Origin of the sequence: Paraburkholderia caffeinilytica, assembly GCF_003368325.1 — a bacterium.
Classification (GTDB): Bacteria; Pseudomonadota; Gammaproteobacteria; order Burkholderiales; family Burkholderiaceae; genus Paraburkholderia; species Paraburkholderia caffeinilytica.
Map to the genome: position 1 here is coordinate 3,939,179 of NZ_CP031467.1, position 17,126 is coordinate 3,956,304.

The following is a 17,126-nucleotide window of genomic DNA, read 5'->3' on the forward strand; positions in this document are numbered from 1 at the left end:
GCGCGCCGCTGCCAGCCCCAGTTTCCTCAGTTTCCTTTTAATCACTTACTCGAAAACACACGCTGCATGGAACCGATCAAAGTTGGACTGCTGGGCTTCGGCACGGTAGGCAGCGGCACCTTCACGGTACTGCGCCGCAATCAGGAAGAAATCAAACGCCGCGCGGGCCGCGGCATCGAGATTGCGCGCATTGCCGTGCGCAATCCCGCCAAGGCGACCGCGGCGCTCGGCAGCGAAGCCGGCACCGTGGCGCTGACCGATGACTTCAACGCGGTGGTGGACGATCCGTCGATCGATATCGTGGCGGAAATGATCGGCGGCACGGGCGTGGCGCGCGACCTCGTCCTGCGCGCGATCAACAACCGCAAGCACGTGGTCACGGCCAACAAGGCGCTGCTCGCGGTGCACGGCACGGAGATTTTCGAAGCGGCGCGCGCCAACGGCGTGATGGTGTCGTTCGAAGCGGCGGTGGCGGGCGGCATTCCGATCATCAAGGCGCTGCGCGAAGGGCTCACGGCCAATCGCATCCAGTACATCGCCGGCATCATCAACGGCACGACGAACTACATCCTCTCGGAGATGCGCGACCGCGGGCTCGACTTCGCGACCGCGTTGAAGGCCGCGCAGGAACTGGGCTACGCCGAAGCCGATCCGACCTTTGACATCGAAGGCGTCGACGCCGCCCACAAGGCGACGATCATGAGCGCGATCGCGTTCGGCGTGCCGGTGCAGTTCGACAAGGCGTACGTCGAAGGCATCAGCAAGCTGGCGGCAATCGACATCAAATACGCTGAAGAACTCGGCTACCGCATCAAGCTGCTCGGCATCTCGCGCCGTACGGACAAGGGCATCGAATTGCGCGTGCATCCCACGCTGATTCCGGAAAAACGCCTGCTGGCGAACGTCGAAGGCGCGATGAACGCGGTCGTCGTGCACGGCGACGCGGTGGGCTCCACGCTGTACTACGGCAAGGGCGCGGGCGCGGAGCCGACGGCATCCGCTGTGGTGGCCGACCTGGTCGACGTGACGCGTCTACATACGGCGGACCCGGAGCATCGCGTGCCGCATCTGGCGTTCCAGCCGGACAGCCTGTCGAGCACGCCGATCCTGCCGATCGAAGAAGTGACGAGCGGCTACTACCTGCGTTTGCGTGTCGCGGACGTGACCGGCGTGCTGGCCGACATCACGCGCATTCTGGCGGATACGGGCATCTCGATCGACGCGCTGCTGCAGAAGGAATCGGAGCAGGTCGATGCGAACGGCAAGGGCGAAACCGACATCATCCTGATTACGCACGAAACGGTTGAAAAGCACGTCAACGCCGCGATCAAAACGATCGAAGCGCTGAAGACCGTTGTCTCGCAAGTCACGAAGCTGCGCATGGAAGCGCTGAACTAGGCCGACTATGAACTACCTCTCTACGCGCGGCGCCGGAGCCGGCGAGCGCCATACGTTTTCCGACATTCTGCTGGGCGGTCTCGCCAAAGATGGCGGCCTGTACCTGCCGGCCGAATATCCGCGCGTCACGGCGGATGAACTGGCGCGCTGGCGCACGCTGCCGTACGCGGATCTCGCCTTCGAAATCCTGTCGAAATTCAGCGACGATATTCCCGCCGAGGACCTGCGCGCGCTGACGCGCAAGACCTACACGGCCGAGACGTACTGCCACGTGCGCGACGACGAAAGCGCCGCGCAGATCACGCCGTTGAAGACACTGGGCGTCGAGAACGGCGCGCCGCTGTCGCTGCTGGAACTGTCGAACGGTCCGACGCTCGCGTTCAAGGACATGGCGATGCAGCTGATCGGCAACCTGTTCGAGTACGCGCTGGCCAGACACGGCGAGACGCTGAACATTCTGGGCGCGACGTCGGGCGACACCGGCAGCGCGGCGGAATACGCGATGCGCGGCAAAAAGGGCATTAGCGTGTTCATGCTCTCGCCGCACAGGAAGATGAGCGCGTTCCAGACCGCGCAGATGTACAGCCTGCAGGACCCGAATATCTTCAATATCGCGGTCGAGGGCGTGTTCGACGACGCCCAGGACATCGTGAAGGCAGTCTCGAACGACCACGCGTTCAAGGCGAAGTACAAGATCGGCACGGTCAACTCGATCAACTGGGCGCGTGTGGTGGCGCAGGTCGTGTACTACTTCAAGGGCTACTTTGCCGCGACGCAGTCGAACGACGAGCGCGTGTCGTTCACGGTGCCGTCGGGCAATTTCGGCAATGTGTGCGCCGGTCACATCGCGCGCATGATGGGTTTGCCGATCGAGAAACTGGTGGTCGCGACGAACGAGAACGACGTGCTGGACGAGTTCTTCCGCACGGGTATTTACCGTGTGCGCAAGGCGGCTGAGACGTACCACACGAGCAGCCCGAGCATGGACATTTCGAAGGCATCGAACTTCGAGCGTTTCGTGTTCGACCTGCTGGGCCGCGATCCGGCGCGCGTGCTGCAACTGTTCCGCGACGTCGAAGAGAAGGGCGGTTTCGACCTCGCGGCGAGCGGCGATTTTGCACGCGTGAAGGAATTCGGTTTCGTGTCGGGCCGCAGCAGCCACGAGGACCGTCTGGACGTGATCCGCGACGTTTTCGAGCGTTACGACACGATGATCGACACGCACACGGCAGACGGTCTGAAGGTGGCGCGCGAGCATTTGCAGGCAGGCATCCCGATGATCGTGCTGGAGACGGCGCAACCGATCAAGTTCGGCGAAACGATCCGCGAAGCGTTGCAGCGCGAACCGGAACGCCCGGCCGCGTTCTCGGGCCTGGAATCATTGCCGCAACGATTCGAAGTGCTGCCGGCGGACGTCCAGCGTGTGAAGGACTTTATCGTCGCGAACACCGGCGAATAACACCGGCGAACAACGCCGTGAGCATCGGGCGCGACAGCTTCGCGCTCGATGCGACGCTAATAATTCAAACCAATAAGAAAGCAAAGAAAGACCCACACCCGCAGGCCCACGGGCGAGCCGGCGCCGCGCAGGCAATAAACTCCGCCATAACGCCAGGCCGCCACCGGCCATCACGATCGACCGCTACAATATTCTTTTAACCAGCGGCTTCGAGACCAGAGATGTCCACACCAACGCCCCGCGCTCCGATGCTTTCCACCGCCGAAGCGTTGGCGACCCTGCTCAGCGCAGCGAGCCCGATCGACGGCACGGAATCGATCCCCACGCTGGACGCGCTCAACCGCGTGCTGTCGGCAGACGTCATGTCGCCGCTGGACGTCCCCCCAATGAACACCAGTGCGATGGACGGCTACGCGATCCGCACGAAAGATCTGGCGAGTGACGGCAACCGCCGCCTGCCGGTCTTGCAACGCATACCGGCCGGTCACGCGCCCGAGCCGTTAAAGCCCGGCACGGCGGCGCGCATCTTCACCGGCGCTACGGTGCCGCCGGGCGCCGACGCCATCGTGATGCAGGAGCAAACCGAGGCCGCCGGCAACGACGTCACGATCCTCCACAGCCCGTCACCGGGCGAATGGATCACGGCCCAGGGTGCGGACATCCGTAGCGGCTCGATCATCCTTCCGGCAGGCACGCGCCTGACGCCGCAAGCATTGGGACTCGCCGCCTCGGTCGGCTGCGCCGCACTCCAGGTGCGCCGCCGGGTAAAAGTCGCGGTGTTCTTTACCGGCGACGAACTGACCATGCCTGGCGAGCCGCTGAAACCCGGCGCGATCTACAATTCGAACCGTTTCACGCTGCGCGGCCTGCTGGAAAAACTGGGCTGTGAGGTGACCGACTACGGCATCGTCCCCGATAAGCTCGATGCAACCCGCGCAACGCTGCGCGAAGCCGCGCAAGCGCACGATCTGATCCTCACCTGCGGCGGCGTGTCGGTCGGCGAGGAGGATCACGTCAAACCGGCCGTCGAGGCGGAGGGACGCCTGTCGATGTGGCAGATCGCGATGAAACCGGGCAAGCCACTCGCGTTCGGCGCGGTGCGCCGCGCCGCGCAGCAGACCGATGCGGCTGCCTCGGCCGAAACCTTCTTCATTGGCCTGCCGGGCAACCCTGTCTCCAGCTTCGCGACCTTCCTGCTGTTCGTTCGACCGTTCGTCCTGCTGCTGGCCGGTATGAAGGCGGTGGCGCCGCGCGCGCTGTCGCTGCGTGCGGATTTCTCGCAAAAGAAGGCCGACCGCCGCAACGAATTCCTGCGCGCGCGCATCAATCCGGCCGGCGGGCTCGATCTGTTTCCGAATCAGAGCTCGGCCGTGCTGACATCGACCGTATGGGGCGATGGCCTGATCGACAATCCGCCGAACCACGCGATCAGCATCGGCGAGACCGTGCGTTTCATCCCCTTTTCCGAATTGCTGAACTGAGGCCGGCAACAGCCGGCGGTTTTCCGATGAAGATTCAACTCCGATATTTTGCAAGCGTGCGCGAAGCGCTCGAAACCGCCGGCGAAGCGGTCGATCTGCCCGACGGCATTGCGACCGTCGGCGACGTGCGCGCCTGGTTGCGCGTGCGCGGCGGCATCTGGGCCGATACCCTCGCCGAAGGCCGCGCGCTGCGCATGGCCTGCAATCACGTGATGACAGATGCCGGCACGCGCATTACTGAAGGTTGCGAGGTCGCGTTCTTTCCGCCCGTCACCGGCGGTTGACACGTGCCGAGCCGTCGCTCGAAACCACACCATTCACGCCACCCACGCCACCCACGCCACCCACGCTAACCCTCGCCAAGCCGCACAGGAGCCAGAGATGCCCGTTCGCGTCCAGACGGAAGACTTCGACCTCACCGCCGAGGTCGCCGCGTTGCGCGCGCGCAATCCGAAGATCGGCGCGGTGGCCTGTTTTGTCGGCACCGTGCGCGACCTGAACGACGGCAACGCGGTCGAAACCATGGAGCTCGAGCACTATCCGGGCATGACGGAGAAGTCGCTGGAAGCGATTGTCGTGAGTGCGCGCGAGCGTTGGCCGGGGATCGAGGTGCTGATCGTGCATCGGGTCGGCAAGCTCTATCCGCTTGAGCAGATCGTGCTGGTGGCGACCACCGCCGCGCATCGGGGCGACGCCTTCGCGTCGTGCGAGTTCGTGATGGACTACCTGAAAACCCAGGCGCCGTTCTGGAAGAAAGAGAAGACCGAAGCGGGCGAGCGCTGGGTCGATGCCCGCGTCACCGACGACGCGGCGCTGGCCCGATGGGGGATTGAATCGGGTAACCGGGAAGCGGATTAGGAGGGCGCCGGTATTCGATGAGCGGGTTGAAGCTGGCCGTGCGGCACGCCTGAGACGCTACAGCGCATCTTCGTTGCTCGTTCGGCACCTTCTGGCACCTTCAGCACCCTCAGCACCTTCAGCACCTTCAGCACTTTCAGCACTTTCAGCACTTTCAGCAATTTCTGGTAATTTTTGACAGCTTCGGACAACTTCGGGCAACTTCTGAAATCCTGCGGAAGCTTCTGGCCTCCCGGGCGCGTCACCGCCTTCATGCGGCCCTGAACCACCTCTTTGGCGCCGGCGTCAGTCCGTCTTCGCCTTGCCAATGATCCGCGTTGGGAAAGGTTCGCCAGGCCGCCGCGCCGAGGCGCCCGGAGCATGCGGATCGCCCGGATCGTGCGAATCATCGCCGCGCGGACGCCTCGGCGCGACGCGCTCCAGCAACGCCTGCTGTTCCGCCGGAATCTTGTAATCCCAGCCGAAGCGGCTCAACTGCAAACTCTGCGCGATCCGCAGCGCCGGTTCCATGAAGCGGATCGCGGCAGCCGGCTGATAGCGCGACTCCACCGTATCCAGAAACAGATACAGCCAGCGGCTGAAATGCTGCGGCTCGACGCCCTCGAGCGGTTGATGCGCCTGCTGCACATTGCCGCGGTATTGCTTCGCGCCCAGCACAAGACTGCCCCAGAACGTGCACATCTTGGGCAAATGGTCATCCCAGCGGCCCGCCAGCGTCGCCTCGAACACGGGGCCCAGCAGTGGATCGGCGCGCACACGGTCGTAAAAGCCGTAGACGAGATCGCGAATATTCGCCTCAGTAGGCTCGGCATTGCGCTCGACAACCGGCGCGGCGGGAAAAGACGGATTCATGCAAATTCCAGATAATGCGGTTATTCATTGTGAATCGCCACATGGCGCCACAGACCGTCAGGAATGGCCTCAAACTGTGTCCAAACAAAAAGAAGTAGGCCACGAATGCCCCGCTTTTCGTATGAATGACCTATGCGGGAAACGCTACCATTACTGCCGAAAGACAAATACCGACTGTCAGCGCAGAATAATAAAACATGCGTAACGCCCGCATCTTAGGGCGAAGCGACGGCCCCCGGCAACCCTTGCATCGACGCGGTTATCCCCCGGATCGCGGCTTGCGCTCATCGTGGCACCTGCACTTATGAGACTGACCGACTATACGGATTACTCATTACGCGTCCTGCTGTACCTCACCGTTCGCAAGGAAGGCTTATCGACCATTCAGGACATCTCGGACGCGTACGGGATCTCCAAGAACCATCTGATGAAGGTGGTGCAGCAACTCGGCGAACTCGGCTGGGTCGAGACGGTGCGCGGGCGCAACGGCGGCCTGCGGCTCGCCGAGCAAACCAGTGCGTTGACCGTGGGCGAGATCGTGCGGGCCACGGAGAGCGACTTTGCGCTGGTGAGCTGCTTCCCGGACCAGCAAACTGAGCGCCGGGCCTGTGTCATTGCGGCGCACTGCAAGCTGCGCGGCGCGTTCGAGGCGGCGCGCAACGCGTTCCTCGCCGAACTCGACCGTCACACCATCGGCGAGGTTGCCGAGCCGAACGGTCCGCTGACTGCGCTGCTCGGCCTGAGCGCCGTCATCCCGATCGTGCCGGTCAGCACCTAGCGGCGGCGCAGCGCCGGCCGCCCGCAGGCCGGCTTGGCAGTTCTCGCGCGTCAAATGTTAAATAGTTGTTTCTCGATGCAAAAAACCGCTTGAAACCTGCGTAAAACACCTCATTTTGGTGGTAATCGAAAATTGGAGGTCTCTTGATGAGAATCGACAAACTTACCACTAAATTCCAGGAAGCATTGGCCGACGCGCAGAGTCTGGCCGTCGGTCACGACAATCAATACATCGAACCGGTTCATGTCCTGGCGGCGCTCGTCGCGCAGCAGGATGGTTCGGCGCGGTCGCTGCTCTCGCGCGCCGGCGTACATGTCCAGGCGCTGCAAACCGCGCTGAACGACGCCATCACGCGCCTGCCGCAGGTGCAGGGCACCGACGGTAACGTGCAGATCGGCCGCGAACTGACCGGCTTGCTGAACCAGGCGGACAAGGAAGCGCAAAAACTCGACGACACCTTCATCGCGAGCGAGATGTTCCTGCTCGCGGTCGCCGACGACAAAGGCGAAGCCGGCCGTCTGGCGCGTCAGCACGGCCTGTCGCGCAAGTCGCTGGAAAGCGCGATCGCGGCGGTGCGCGGCGGTTCGCAAGTGCATAGCCAGGACGCCGAAAGCCAGCGTGAAGCGCTGAAAAAGTACACCGTCGATCTGACCGAGCGTGCGCGGGCCGGCAAGCTCGACCCCGTGATCGGCCGTGACGACGAAATTCGCCGCTCGATCCAGATCCTGCAACGCCGCACCAAGAACAATCCGGTGCTGATCGGCGAGCCGGGCGTGGGCAAGACCGCGATCGTCGAAGGGCTCGCGCAGCGTATCGTCAACGGCGAAGTGCCGGAAACGCTGAAAGGCAAGCGCGTGCTGTCGTTGGACATGGCGGCGTTGCTGGCCGGCGCGAAATATCGCGGCGAGTTCGAAGAACGCCTGAAGGCCGTGCTGAACGACATCGCGAAGGACGAAGGCCAGACCATCGTGTTCATCGACGAAATTCACACGATGGTCGGCGCGGGCAAGGCCGAAGGCGCAATGGACGCCGGCAACATGCTCAAGCCGGCGCTCTCGCGCGGCGAGCTGCATTGCGTCGGCGCCACCACGCTCGACGAATATCGCAAGTACATCGAAAAAGATGCCGCGCTCGAGCGCCGTTTCCAGAAGGTGCTGGTCGACGAACCGTCGGTCGAGGCGACCATCGCGATCCTGCGCGGTTTGCAGGAAAAGTACGAGCTGCATCACGGCGTCGATATCACCGATCCGGCGATCGTTGCAGCGGCTGAACTGTCGCATCGCTACATCACCGACCGTTTCCTGCCGGACAAGGCCATCGACCTGATCGACGAAGCCGCTTCGAAGATCAAGATGGAAATCGACTCGAAGCCGGAAGAGATGGATCGGCTCGACCGTCGTTTGATCCAGTTGAAGATCGAGCGCGAAGCCGTCAAGAAGGAAAAGGACGAAGCGTCGCAAAAGCGTCTGCAACTGATCGAAGAAGAAATCGAGCGGCTGGATCGCGAATATTCGGACCTCGAAGAAATCTGGACCGCGGAAAAAGCAGCGGTGCAGGGCAGCGCGCAGTTGAAGGAAGATATCGAAAAAACGCGTGCGGAAATCATTCGCTTGCAGCGTGAAGGCAAGCTGGAGAAGGTCGCCGAGTTGCAGTACGGCAAGCTGCCGGGTCTGGAAGCGCAATTGAAGGAAGTGACCCAGGCCGAAGCGAAGGAGCAGAACAACCCGACCCGGCCGCGGCTGTTGCGCACGCAGGTCGGCGCGGAGGAAATCGCTGAAGTCGTGTCGCGTTCCACCGGGATTCCGGTGTCGCGCATGATGCAGGGCGAGCGCGAAAAGCTGCTGCAGATCGAAGAGAAACTGCACGACCGCGTGGTCGGTCAGGACGAAGCGATCACCGCGGTGGCGGATGCGATTCGCCGTTCGCGTGCGGGTCTGGCGGATCCGAACCGGCCGTATGGTTCGTTCCTGTTCCTGGGGCCGACCGGGGTGGGCAAGACCGAGTTGTGCAAGGCGCTGGCGTCGTTCCTGTTCGATTCGGAAGATCATCTGATCCGCATCGACATGAGCGAATTCATGGAGAAGCATAGCGTCGCGCGTTTGATCGGCGCGCCGCCGGGCTATGTCGGTTACGAGGAAGGCGGTTACCTGACCGAAGCCGTGCGCCGCAAGCCGTACAGCGTGATCCTGCTCGATGAGATCGAGAAGGCGCATCCGGATGTGTTCAACGTTCTGCTGCAAGTGCTCGACGACGGTCGCATGACTGACGGTCAGGGCCGTACCGTGGACTTCAAGAACACGGTGATCGTGATGACGTCGAACCTCGGTTCGCAGGTGATCCAGGCGATGGTCGGCGAGCCGCAGGAAGCGGTGAAGGACGCGGTCTGGGAAGAGGTGAAGCTGCACTTCCGGCCCGAGTTCCTGAACCGGATCGACGACGTCGTGGTGTTCCATGCGCTCGATCGTTCGAACATCCAGTCGATCGCACGGATTCAGCTGCAACGTCTGCATGAACGGCTTGCCAGGCTCGACATGCAACTGGTGGTGTCGGACGCGGCGCTCGAGTACGTCGGCAAGGTCGGCTACGATCCGCTGTTCGGGGCGCGGCCGTTGAAGCGCGCCATCCAGCAGGAGATCGAGAACCCGGTCGCCAAGCTGATACTCGCCGGCAAGTTCGGTCCGAAGGACGTGATCCCGGTTGAAGTGGAAGACGGCAAGCTGGTGTTCGACCGCGTCGTGCATTAAGTGCTGTTCTGGTCGGCTCTGCGGCGCGTATCGCAGCGCGGAATCGCAGCGCTGACAGAGCGGCGGCGGTTGAAGCGCCCCTGACGGACGCATGAAAAAAGGGCAACGAATCACGATTCGTTGCCCTTTTTATTTGCCGCGGTGCGGCCGAATCAGCGCGGCGGCCGATACGTTCGGCGTTACGCGTTGTCCTTGCCGAACAGCGACGACAGACTGCCGAGCGCGCCGAGCACGCTACTCGCGTTGACCTGGCCTTCGGCGGGCACTTCGCCATTGGGCGTCGCCGCGTTGACGACATGCGGCAGAATCTGCGACAGCAGACCAGTGACCTGATCCGGCTGCACACCGGCTTTCGCTGCGAGACTGGCGACAGCATCCGAGCCGAGCACGCTATGCAGCGCATCCGGCGAGATCGCCTGGTTCTCGCCGTTGCTGACCCACGACGACACGACGTCGCCGAGGCCCTTTTCCTTGAAGTTGCTGATCAGGCCGTTGAGGCCGCCCGGCTGGTTGTTGACGAACTCCAGCGCGGCTGAAATGAGGGCTTGCTGGCCACCGCCTTCAGGCGATTTGCCAACCAGGGAACCGATAGTGTCGAGTAGGCTCATGACGGTCTCTCTTGAATGCCGACCCGTGTTCGACGAGTCGGCGGGTGAAAACGCCGCGCGGTTGCGCGGCGCAGATGGAAGGAAAGTGGACGGAAGCGGGGCCGCGCCGACGTGTGCCTCATGCGCGCATCACGCGTGACCGGCGCGGCCGCCGCCGTGCTGCCGCCACTCAACCCGGTTTACGCCCCGCCAGAGGCTGCGGCAGCCGAAGCAGCCTTGCTCTTCTTCGCCTTCTTCTTCGAAGCCTTGGCGCCGGATGCGTCGGCCGGCGCGCTGGCCGCGGCCGCCGTGGCCGGCGCGGAAGCAGCCGCTGCGTCGGACGCCGCGGCCTTGCTCTTCTTCTTCGACTTCGATGCCTTGGTGCCGGATGCCTCGGCAGGCGCAGCCGATGCCGCTGGTGCTGCTGGCGCGGCCGCGGTAGTCGCCGCAGGAGCGGCGGCCGGCGCCGCCTTGGTGCTCGCGGTGCTACTGGACTTCGCTGCAGCCTTGGTGCCCGTAGGCGGCGTGGACGAGCCGTTGATCGTCAGGCCGGCCGCCTCGAGATTGGTCACCGATTTGGTGCCGATGCCTTTGACGCGCGCGGCGAGATCGTCGGCATCCTTGAACGGGCCGTTCTTGGTGCGTTCGTCGATGATCGCTTTCGCATGCACCGGGCCGATGCCCTTGACCGATTCGAGCGCCGCCTGATCGGCGGAATTCACTTCGACGGCCGCGGCAAATCCGGCCGACAGCGACAAAGCCAAAGCAACGCAAAGCATCAAAAGCTTCTTCAGCATGACAAGCACTCCATTGTGGGCAAAAAAGTTAGCCGCTAAGGGACAACTCGGGACAACTCGGGACGACTCTGGACGACTCTGGACGACTCGGGGACGGCGCATCCTGTCAGCTTTCACTGCGCTTAAGCATAGAACAAATTGCGCGCCCTTATTTGCAAACGCCGACGATTTATACCGATCGATTCATGACAAGTAAATCAGGCTAAACAATATTTGAAGCTTTTGCGTGGCGATTAAGCCGTTATGAGGTTATCGATCGACGCACCCCATCGTAAATGACGGCAGAGGAGATAAATGACAGCGTCTTCCACTTGACTTAGAGTGCACTCGAAGTCCTAACCTGAGTTCCGTCATGTCGAAAATGTCAAAAGCACTCACGATCGGCGAGGTCGCCAAAACGATCGGCGTCTCGACTCACACGCTGCGTTATTACGAGCAGGCCGGCCTGATTCGGGCGGTGGGGCGCACCCAGGCGGGGCATCGCCTGTATTCGCCGGCCGATCTCGACTGGCTGCTTTTCGTGATGCGTCTGAAGGCGACCGGCATGCCGATCGCCGGGATGCAGGCGTTCGCGGCGCTGCGGGCAGAAGGTCAGCCTACGGTGGGCGAGCGCCGCGACATGCTGGTGGCGCATCGGGATGCCGTTTTGGCGCGGATCGCCGAGTTGCAGAGCAATCTCGGCGCGATCATCGACAAAATCGCCTACTACGAGACCGCAGGGCAGCAGCCTGCTGGGCCGACGGCCGCCGAGCGGCCGCCCGTCGCGAGCGCGCCGACACGACAGATCGACGAAACCCAATCACTTTCGCATTCGGAGAAGGACTCACCATGGAACACGCACAAAACGATCGCTACACCCGAGGCTGGAACAAACTGAAGGAAATCGACGGCTCGACCGGCGAGCAGGTGATCGCCGCGCTTGCGCCGATCGCGCCGGACTTCGGACGCCTGCTGATCGAATTCGGCTTCGGCGACATTTACAGCCGGCCGCAACTCGACCTGCGCGCGCGCGAAATCGCGACGATTGCATCGCTGGCGACGCTCGGCTGCGCGCAGCCGCAGTTGAAGGTCCATATCGAGGCGGCGTTGAACGTCGGCTGCACGCGCGAGGAGATTGTCGAGGTCTTCATGCAGATGGCGCTCTATGCGGGCTTTCCGGCGGCGCTGAACGCGCTGTTTGCGGCGCGGGAGATTTTCGAGCGGCACGATCTGGCGCTGGCGGAAGCAACGGCGTCGAAGGAGGCGCAGGCGGCTTGAGACAGAAGATAAGGGCGGCTGCAGGGTGCGGCCGCCTTCTACAAAACCTCTGCTGCAACTAACGGTCAGTTATTGCATGCTACTTCGACAACGCGCCGAACACGCTCTCTCAGGCCGCCGAATCCACCCTGACCACCGCCTCGGCGCGCAAATACCGTTTGCTCACGCTGCGCCAGTACAACAGCAAACCGATGCCGGCAATCGCCAGACTCACCGTATTGGCCACCCAGAAACCGCGCGCGCCGGTCAGCCATTCCGGCGTGCTGCCGGAGACATTGAAGCCGAGCAGATACCCGCCGCCGAGTCCCACGCCCCATAGCGCAACCGCATAGATAACGGTCGGCACGACCGCCACCTTGTAGGCGCGCAGCACGAACGCGGTGGTGATCTGCAACGCATCGAACAGGTGATAGCACGCGACGATCAGCACGAGCGGCATCGCTGCCGTTGCGACCTGCGCGTTCGGCGTATAGCCTTCGATGACGTACGGCCGCAGCACCAGCACGATCGCGCCGTAACAGCAGGCGATCGTCACGGCCATCATGATGCCGTGCCGCGACAGCGTGCGCGCCGCTTCCGGGCGATGCGCGCCGAGCGCCTGCGCGACCAGCGTCGACGAGGCAATCCCGATCGACAGCGGCGTCATATAGAGCACCGCACCGATGTTGCCGGCGATCTGGTGGCCGGCGAGCGTCGTCGTGCCGAAGCGCGCAATGAAGAGCGCCATGAACGTGTAGGAGGTGACTTCGATCAGATACGACAGCCCCATCGGAATGCCGAGGCGCAGCTGTGCTGCCTGCCGGCGCCAGACCGGCCAGCAGAAGTGCTTAAAGATCGCGAACGGCTTGAACTCGTCGACGCGCGTCAACAGCAGCATGCCGACGACTGCCAACCCCCAGTTGATCGTGGTGCTGGCAAGCGCGCAACCCGGTCCGCCGAGCGCCGGCACGCCGAGTCCGCCGAAGATGAACCATGTGTTGAGCGGAACCTTGAGCAGCAGCGCGCCGATCTGCAGGATCATCACGAGCCGCGGTCTGCCGACGGCATTGGTGACTGAGCTGTAGACGCGAAAGGTCAGGCCGGCCGGCAAGCCGAACGCCAGAATTTGCAGGTAGGCGACCGTGCGCTCATGCAGCGCTTCGGGCACGCGCGCCAGCTGCAGCACGTGCTCCGGAAAATAGAGGATCAGAAAGCCGATCGCGGTCAAGGCGAGCGCGAGCCACAGAGCCTGGCGCACTTCCTCGCCGATCTCGGTGTAGCGGCGCGCGCCATAGAGTTGCGCGGCGATCGGTTGCAGGGCGGTCAGGATGCCGGTCAGGCCGATGTAGACGGAAATGTAGATCGACGATCCGAGGCCGAGCGCGGCGAGATCGACAGCCGAATAGCGGCCGACCATCGCCGTGTCGATCACGCCGAAGGCGATGATCGCGAGTTGACCGATCAGCACGGGCCATGCGAGGCCGGCGATTCTCCGTACGTCGGCGAACATGATCAGTCCGGCTTCTTATGCCAGTTGCGGCGTTTGACGACCGGCGGCTTCGGACGATCGATCCGCACGTACAGGCGGAAGCGTTCGTCGCGGTCGGCCACGCGGCGGCCTTCCCACACCAGCTTCCACACGAAGTCCGACATTGCGCTCGGATCGCCGAAGTCCTGGGTGTCCTGACGCAGGATCACGTCGCAATCTTCGTTGAATGAGAAATGCATGTCGCCGAAATACGCGAACGTCGCGATCTGCGCGTTACCGAGGCGCACCGGCGAGATGCAGGTGTAGTCGTCCGGCAGATGGCTCGCGATCTGCTCGGCGACGTCCTTGTAGGTCCGGCTGTAGTTGACAACCGGCAGCCACAGCGTCATGAGCAACACCCACATCAGTGTCGTGCCGGCGCTCGAGAGCACCACGCTGCGCCACAGGACCTTCGGATGACGGGCCAGGCGCCATTGCACGAGGACGAACCAGCAGATCGTCACGGCGACCGCGCACACGAACGACAGGACCTTGAACTGCGGCGCAAAACCCGGGGCGAGACGCGCGAGGTTGCGCGCGAGCGGATGCGGGAAGCCGGTCAGCCCGGCCACATACACCAGCCAGACGAAGCTGCCGAGGATCGTGAAGCTCAATAGTGCGAACCAGTCGATCGCATTGATCGCGCCGCGTTTGAGCGTGGGCAGTGCGAAGGCGGCCAGCACCGCGAGTGGTGGCAACAGCAGCATGTAAAGCCGGTTCGACTGATGGCTTTGCAACACGACCAGTACGAGCAGCGGTCCGATTACGGACAACGGCATCGCCACGTGCGGCGCGCGCCGCAGCCCCGACCAGCTGATCCACGCCCAGAGCGCCAGCGGCCAGGCCGGCCACGTGAAGAGCGGCAGATTCTTGAGTGCGTAGGCGGCCACCGAGCCGGGCGGCCCGGCGAATGACGACAGGCTGACGTGCACCCATTGATTGAGATACCAGACGGCGTCGTCGGGAAAGGCGGCGAGCGCGGCAATCGGCCACGCGACCGAGAGCACGAGCGCCACCGGCAAACCGGCCAGTAGCAGCCAGCGCGTCCGCGCTTCGCGCACGATCAGCGCCATCGCCAGGGTCCCGAGCAACAGCGCGCCGACCAGCACCGGGCTGCTTGCCAGCGTGACGAGGCCGAGCGCCAGGCCCCAGATCAGCGCGCCTTGAATGGGCTTGTCGACCATCCGCACGAGCCCGTACACGAGCATGGCGATGCCGAAGAACTGCGCCAGTTGCGGCGTGGTTTCGTGGCCGCGTTCGGCAAGACCGAAGCAGGCGAGCAGGATCAGCAGCGCACCGTCGGCGAGGGTGCGGCCGTAGTCGCGCGGCTCCGGCTCGCCGCCGAAGGCGTATTTGAACGGCTGCACTTCGGCGCGCCGGCCGAGCAGGTAGGCCGCATACCAGACGAACGCACAGCCGGCACAGAACAGCAGGCCCGTGAAGACGCGTGAGGCGTTGCTCGCGTCGACCCACGGCGCGAGCGCGCGGATCGCGCTGGCGCCGAGCCAGTAGCCGAGCGGGCCGTCTTCCGTCATGTATTTGCCGACCAGATTCGGCAGCAGCCAGTCGTGCGCGCTGCCGTTGGCCATCGTCCACATGACGCCGAAGCCGGCCGCGTCTTCGTTCTTCCACGGATCCCGGCCGAACAGGCCGAAAAACGCGTAGACGATACAGATGGTCAGCAGCAGCCAGCGCGGCAACGCACTGGTCGCGGAGGCAGTGAGGCGAACGGCAGGTCTCATGCGGTGTGTGGATATCGGATAAGCAGTGCAGCCGGGACCGGACGGATTGTCCGGCGGGAATGGCCAATTTGGAGCATCCGGCATTGTAGTCGTGCCGTGCGATGCACGTCACGGCAGGTAATGGCCCGCAACGTCATTGGGAGGCCGGCAACACGCCGCCGCAATGGGCGGCGATGCGCAACCGGGCGCCCACGGTAAGGAGGCATGGCAGCGGAGACGAAGAAGCGGAGACAAAAAAGGGCAGCTCGCGCTGCCCTTTTTTTGCTGCTGCTTCGTTGCTGGCCAAGGCCTGCGACGAGGCGGGTATTACTTCGCTGCTGCCTTGCCGGTAGCGCGCGAACCGAACTTCTTGTTGAACTTCTCGACGCGGCCTGCCGTGTCCATGATCTTTTGTTGGCCGGTGTAGAACGGATGCGATTCCGACGACACTTCGATCTTGGCGAGCGGGTAGGTCTTGCCGTTGAATTCGGCGGTTTCACGCGTCTGGATGGTCGAGCGCGTGACAAACTTGAAGTCGATCGACATGTCGACGAACAGGACTTCGCGGTAATCCGGGTGAATGCCTTCTTTCATGGTCTTTCCTTTAATCTGGCGGTAGCCAACCCGCGTGCAGCCGCTATGAATGCGGACTACATCTTGGCGCGAGCCACTTGCCTTGGTCGAAAAACGGCGATTATGCCAGAAAATCAGGCGCTTGACGACCTTTCTACGGCCTTTTTGCCTGCCGCCTGCGTCGTTTTTGCCCGGTTTTCGGCTGGTTTTTGTCGGCGCGCCACCGGTGCGTACCGGGTGGGCAGGCGGGGCGGCCACCCTTATCCGGCACACGTCAGGCCGGTGCGAACGCCAGCCCGGCCCGCGCGGGATCCTGCCGGTAATAGCGCGCCAGCAGGCGGTATAGCTCGGGATACTCCGCCTCGAAGGCCTGTGGCTGGACGAACAGCGCTTCACTGCAAACGGCAAAAAATTCCGATGGATGGTCCGCCGCGTACGGATCGATCAGCGAATCGCGCTCGAAACGCGCCCAGCGTCTATCCGGCACCGCATCCACTTTGGCGCAGAAGTGGTCGTAGGCATGGTCGAAGATGTCGGCCCACGCCTGTGAGTCGAGCGGCGCATGCCAGCGGCGTATGAGCGGTGGATGGCCGTCCGCCTCGCCGGTCAGCATGTCGATCTTGTGGGCGAATTCGTGAATCACGACGTTATAGGCGTCCGTGCCGCCGGTCATCTGGGCGTCTTCCCACGACAACACCACCGGGCCGCCTTCCCACGCTTCGCCGCTCGCGTCCTGCTCGACCTCGTGCACCACGCCGTCTTCGTCCTCGACCGTTTTGCGGATCACGAACTCGCCCGGGTAGACGATTACGCCGACCCATCCGCGATACAGATCGAGGCTCAGGTTCAGCACCGGCAAACATGCTTGCGCGGCGATCGCCACGGTCATGGCGTCGGTCAGCTCGAGTTCGTGCGCGGTCGAAAATTCCTTTTGCGCGATGAACAGGCTGGTCAGCTCGCGCAAACGCACGCGATCGGGCGCATCGAGGTGGGCGAGGAACGGCAGGCCGTCGAGCGTCGCTTGCCAAAGCGTGTCTTCGATCGCGTAGTCGCGTAGTGCACGGTCGCGGCGGCGCGCGCCGAACCATTGGGTGAGTTTCGAGAGCATGGCCTG

General features: G+C 63.4%; 17 protein-coding genes. 9 read left to right on the forward strand and 8 right to left on the reverse strand.

All coding sequences use genetic code 11. The annotated features are described in order from the left end of the window. The first annotated feature begins 66 nt into the window (after positions 1-66). The 5 genes from DSC91_RS33900 (at position 67) to DSC91_RS33920 (ending at position 5,196) form a co-directional block, all read left to right on the forward strand. Complete coding sequence (locus tag DSC91_RS33900; protein WP_115782845.1) at positions 67-1,398, forward strand: homoserine dehydrogenase; 1,332 nt, start codon at positions 67-69, stop codon at positions 1,396-1,398. Positions 1,399-1,405: 7 nt separating this feature from the next. Next, positions 1,406-2,857: a threonine synthase gene (gene thrC / locus DSC91_RS33905; RefSeq protein WP_115782846.1), complete on the forward strand. Its 1,452-nt coding sequence runs from the start codon at positions 1,406-1,408 to the stop codon at positions 2,855-2,857. A 248-nt stretch (positions 2,858-3,105) separates the two neighbouring features. Then, a complete protein-coding gene (locus DSC91_RS33910) occupies positions 3,106-4,338 on the forward strand; it encodes a molybdopterin molybdotransferase MoeA (RefSeq protein ID WP_115782847.1) in 1,233 nt (410 codons plus the stop codon). Between the two features lie 26 nt (positions 4,339-4,364). Further along, positions 4,365-4,622: a molybdopterin converting factor subunit 1 gene (moaD, locus tag DSC91_RS33915; RefSeq protein ID WP_115782848.1), complete on the forward strand. Its 258-nt coding sequence runs from the start codon at positions 4,365-4,367 to the stop codon at positions 4,620-4,622. A gap of 97 nt (positions 4,623-4,719) precedes the next feature. Further along, a complete protein-coding gene (locus tag DSC91_RS33920; RefSeq protein ID WP_115782849.1) occupies positions 4,720-5,196 on the forward strand; it encodes a molybdenum cofactor biosynthesis protein MoaE in 477 nt (158 codons plus the stop codon). Here DSC91_RS33920 and DSC91_RS33925 read toward each other — a convergent pair. After that, positions 5,193-5,450 carry a hypothetical protein gene (locus tag DSC91_RS33925; protein ID WP_162831498.1) on the reverse strand — a complete coding sequence of 86 codons (258 nt, stop codon included), beginning with the start codon at positions 5,448-5,450 and terminating at the stop codon, positions 5,193-5,195. The genes DSC91_RS33920 and DSC91_RS33925 overlap by 4 nt on opposite strands. 31 nt (positions 5,451-5,481) lie before the next feature. Continuing rightward, positions 5,482-6,048 carry a group III truncated hemoglobin gene (locus DSC91_RS33930; RefSeq protein WP_115782851.1) on the reverse strand — a complete coding sequence of 189 codons (567 nt, stop codon included), beginning with the start codon at positions 6,046-6,048 and terminating at the stop codon, positions 5,482-5,484. Between the two features lie 304 nt (positions 6,049-6,352). Between DSC91_RS33930 and DSC91_RS33935 the strand changes: the two genes are divergently transcribed. Both DSC91_RS33935 and clpB read left to right on the forward strand, forming a co-directional pair. Continuing rightward, on the forward strand, positions 6,353-6,826 hold the full coding sequence (locus DSC91_RS33935) for an Rrf2 family transcriptional regulator (protein WP_115782852.1): 474 nt from the start codon (positions 6,353-6,355) through the stop codon (positions 6,824-6,826). A gap of 146 nt (positions 6,827-6,972) precedes the next feature. Further along, positions 6,973-9,570: an ATP-dependent chaperone ClpB gene (gene clpB / locus DSC91_RS33940; RefSeq protein ID WP_115782853.1), complete on the forward strand. Its 2,598-nt coding sequence runs from the start codon at positions 6,973-6,975 to the stop codon at positions 9,568-9,570. 179 nt (positions 9,571-9,749) lie between these two features. Here the strand turns inward: clpB and DSC91_RS33945 are convergent, their stop codons facing one another. After that, positions 9,750-10,178, reverse strand: coding sequence for a YidB family protein (locus DSC91_RS33945; protein ID WP_115782854.1), 429 nt, complete (start codon positions 10,176-10,178; stop codon positions 9,750-9,752). A 179-nt stretch (positions 10,179-10,357) separates the two neighbouring features. Then, entirely contained in the window at positions 10,358-10,954 is a 597-nt protein-coding gene (locus DSC91_RS33950; protein ID WP_115782855.1) for a ComEA family DNA-binding protein, read from the reverse strand. 352 nt (positions 10,955-11,306) lie between these two features. On the opposite strand from DSC91_RS33950, the gene DSC91_RS33955 reads away from it, so the two are divergent. Both DSC91_RS33955 and DSC91_RS33960 read left to right on the forward strand, forming a co-directional pair. Continuing rightward, positions 11,307-11,831 carry a MerR family transcriptional regulator gene (locus DSC91_RS33955; protein ID WP_115782856.1) on the forward strand — a complete coding sequence of 175 codons (525 nt, stop codon included), beginning with the start codon at positions 11,307-11,309 and terminating at the stop codon, positions 11,829-11,831. Next, positions 11,783-12,211: a carboxymuconolactone decarboxylase family protein gene (locus DSC91_RS33960; RefSeq protein ID WP_115782857.1), complete on the forward strand. Its 429-nt coding sequence runs from the start codon at positions 11,783-11,785 to the stop codon at positions 12,209-12,211. Before DSC91_RS33955 ends, DSC91_RS33960 begins: the two co-directional genes overlap by 49 nt. A 109-nt stretch (positions 12,212-12,320) precedes the next feature. Here DSC91_RS33960 and DSC91_RS33965 read toward each other — a convergent pair whose 3' ends face one another. The 4 genes from DSC91_RS33965 to DSC91_RS33980 form a co-directional block, all read right to left on the reverse strand. Further along, positions 12,321-13,700: an MATE family efflux transporter gene (locus DSC91_RS33965; protein ID WP_115782858.1), complete on the reverse strand. Its 1,380-nt coding sequence runs from the start codon at positions 13,698-13,700 to the stop codon at positions 12,321-12,323. A 2-nt stretch (positions 13,701-13,702) separates the two neighbouring features. Continuing rightward, positions 13,703-15,460, reverse strand: a complete 1,758-nt coding sequence (locus DSC91_RS33970; RefSeq protein ID WP_115782859.1) for an ArnT family glycosyltransferase — start codon at positions 15,458-15,460, stop codon at positions 13,703-13,705. A gap of 306 nt (positions 15,461-15,766) precedes the next feature. Continuing rightward, positions 15,767-16,033: a type B 50S ribosomal protein L31 gene (locus tag DSC91_RS33975; protein ID WP_115782860.1), complete on the reverse strand. Its 267-nt coding sequence runs from the start codon at positions 16,031-16,033 to the stop codon at positions 15,767-15,769. A gap of 253 nt (positions 16,034-16,286) precedes the next feature. Then, on the reverse strand, positions 16,287-17,120 hold the full coding sequence (locus DSC91_RS33980; protein WP_115782861.1) for a M90 family metallopeptidase: 834 nt from the start codon (positions 17,118-17,120) through the stop codon (positions 16,287-16,289). Between the last annotated feature and the right edge of the window lie 6 nt (positions 17,121-17,126).

What these genes read in the sequence shown, in the direction of transcription:
- DSC91_RS33900 (WP_115782845.1), top strand. Translation starts at nt 67, where the DNA reads ATGGAACCGATCAAAGTTGGACTGCTGGGCTTCGGCACGGTAGGCAGC.
- thrC (WP_115782846.1), top strand. Translation starts at nt 1,406, where the DNA reads ATGAACTACCTCTCTACGCGCGGCGCCGGAGCCGGCGAGCGCCATACG.
- DSC91_RS33910 (WP_115782847.1), top strand. Translation starts at nt 3,106, where the DNA reads ATGCTTTCCACCGCCGAAGCGTTGGCGACCCTGCTCAGCGCAGCGAGC.
- moaD (WP_115782848.1), top strand. Translation starts at nt 4,365, where the DNA reads ATGAAGATTCAACTCCGATATTTTGCAAGCGTGCGCGAAGCGCTCGAA.
- DSC91_RS33920 (WP_115782849.1), top strand. Translation starts at nt 4,720, where the DNA reads ATGCCCGTTCGCGTCCAGACGGAAGACTTCGACCTCACCGCCGAGGTC.
- DSC91_RS33925 (WP_162831498.1), bottom strand. Translation starts at nt 5,450, where the DNA reads ATGAAGGCGGTGACGCGCCCGGGAGGCCAGAAGCTTCCGCAGGATTTC.
- DSC91_RS33930 (WP_115782851.1), bottom strand. Translation starts at nt 6,048, where the DNA reads ATGAATCCGTCTTTTCCCGCCGCGCCGGTTGTCGAGCGCAATGCCGAG.
- DSC91_RS33935 (WP_115782852.1), top strand. Translation starts at nt 6,353, where the DNA reads ATGAGACTGACCGACTATACGGATTACTCATTACGCGTCCTGCTGTAC.
- clpB (WP_115782853.1), top strand. Translation starts at nt 6,973, where the DNA reads ATGAGAATCGACAAACTTACCACTAAATTCCAGGAAGCATTGGCCGAC.
- DSC91_RS33945 (WP_115782854.1), bottom strand. Translation starts at nt 10,178, where the DNA reads ATGAGCCTACTCGACACTATCGGTTCCCTGGTTGGCAAATCGCCTGAA.
- DSC91_RS33950 (WP_115782855.1), bottom strand. Translation starts at nt 10,954, where the DNA reads ATGCTGAAGAAGCTTTTGATGCTTTGCGTTGCTTTGGCTTTGTCGCTG.
- DSC91_RS33955 (WP_115782856.1), top strand. Translation starts at nt 11,307, where the DNA reads ATGTCGAAAATGTCAAAAGCACTCACGATCGGCGAGGTCGCCAAAACG.
- DSC91_RS33960 (WP_115782857.1), top strand. Translation starts at nt 11,783, where the DNA reads ATGGAACACGCACAAAACGATCGCTACACCCGAGGCTGGAACAAACTG.
- DSC91_RS33965 (WP_115782858.1), bottom strand. Translation starts at nt 13,700, where the DNA reads ATGTTCGCCGACGTACGGAGAATCGCCGGCCTCGCATGGCCCGTGCTG.
- DSC91_RS33970 (WP_115782859.1), bottom strand. Translation starts at nt 15,460, where the DNA reads ATGAGACCTGCCGTTCGCCTCACTGCCTCCGCGACCAGTGCGTTGCCG.
- DSC91_RS33975 (WP_115782860.1), bottom strand. Translation starts at nt 16,033, where the DNA reads ATGAAAGAAGGCATTCACCCGGATTACCGCGAAGTCCTGTTCGTCGAC.
- DSC91_RS33980 (WP_115782861.1), bottom strand. Translation starts at nt 17,120, where the DNA reads ATGCTCTCGAAACTCACCCAATGGTTCGGCGCGCGCCGCCGCGACCGT.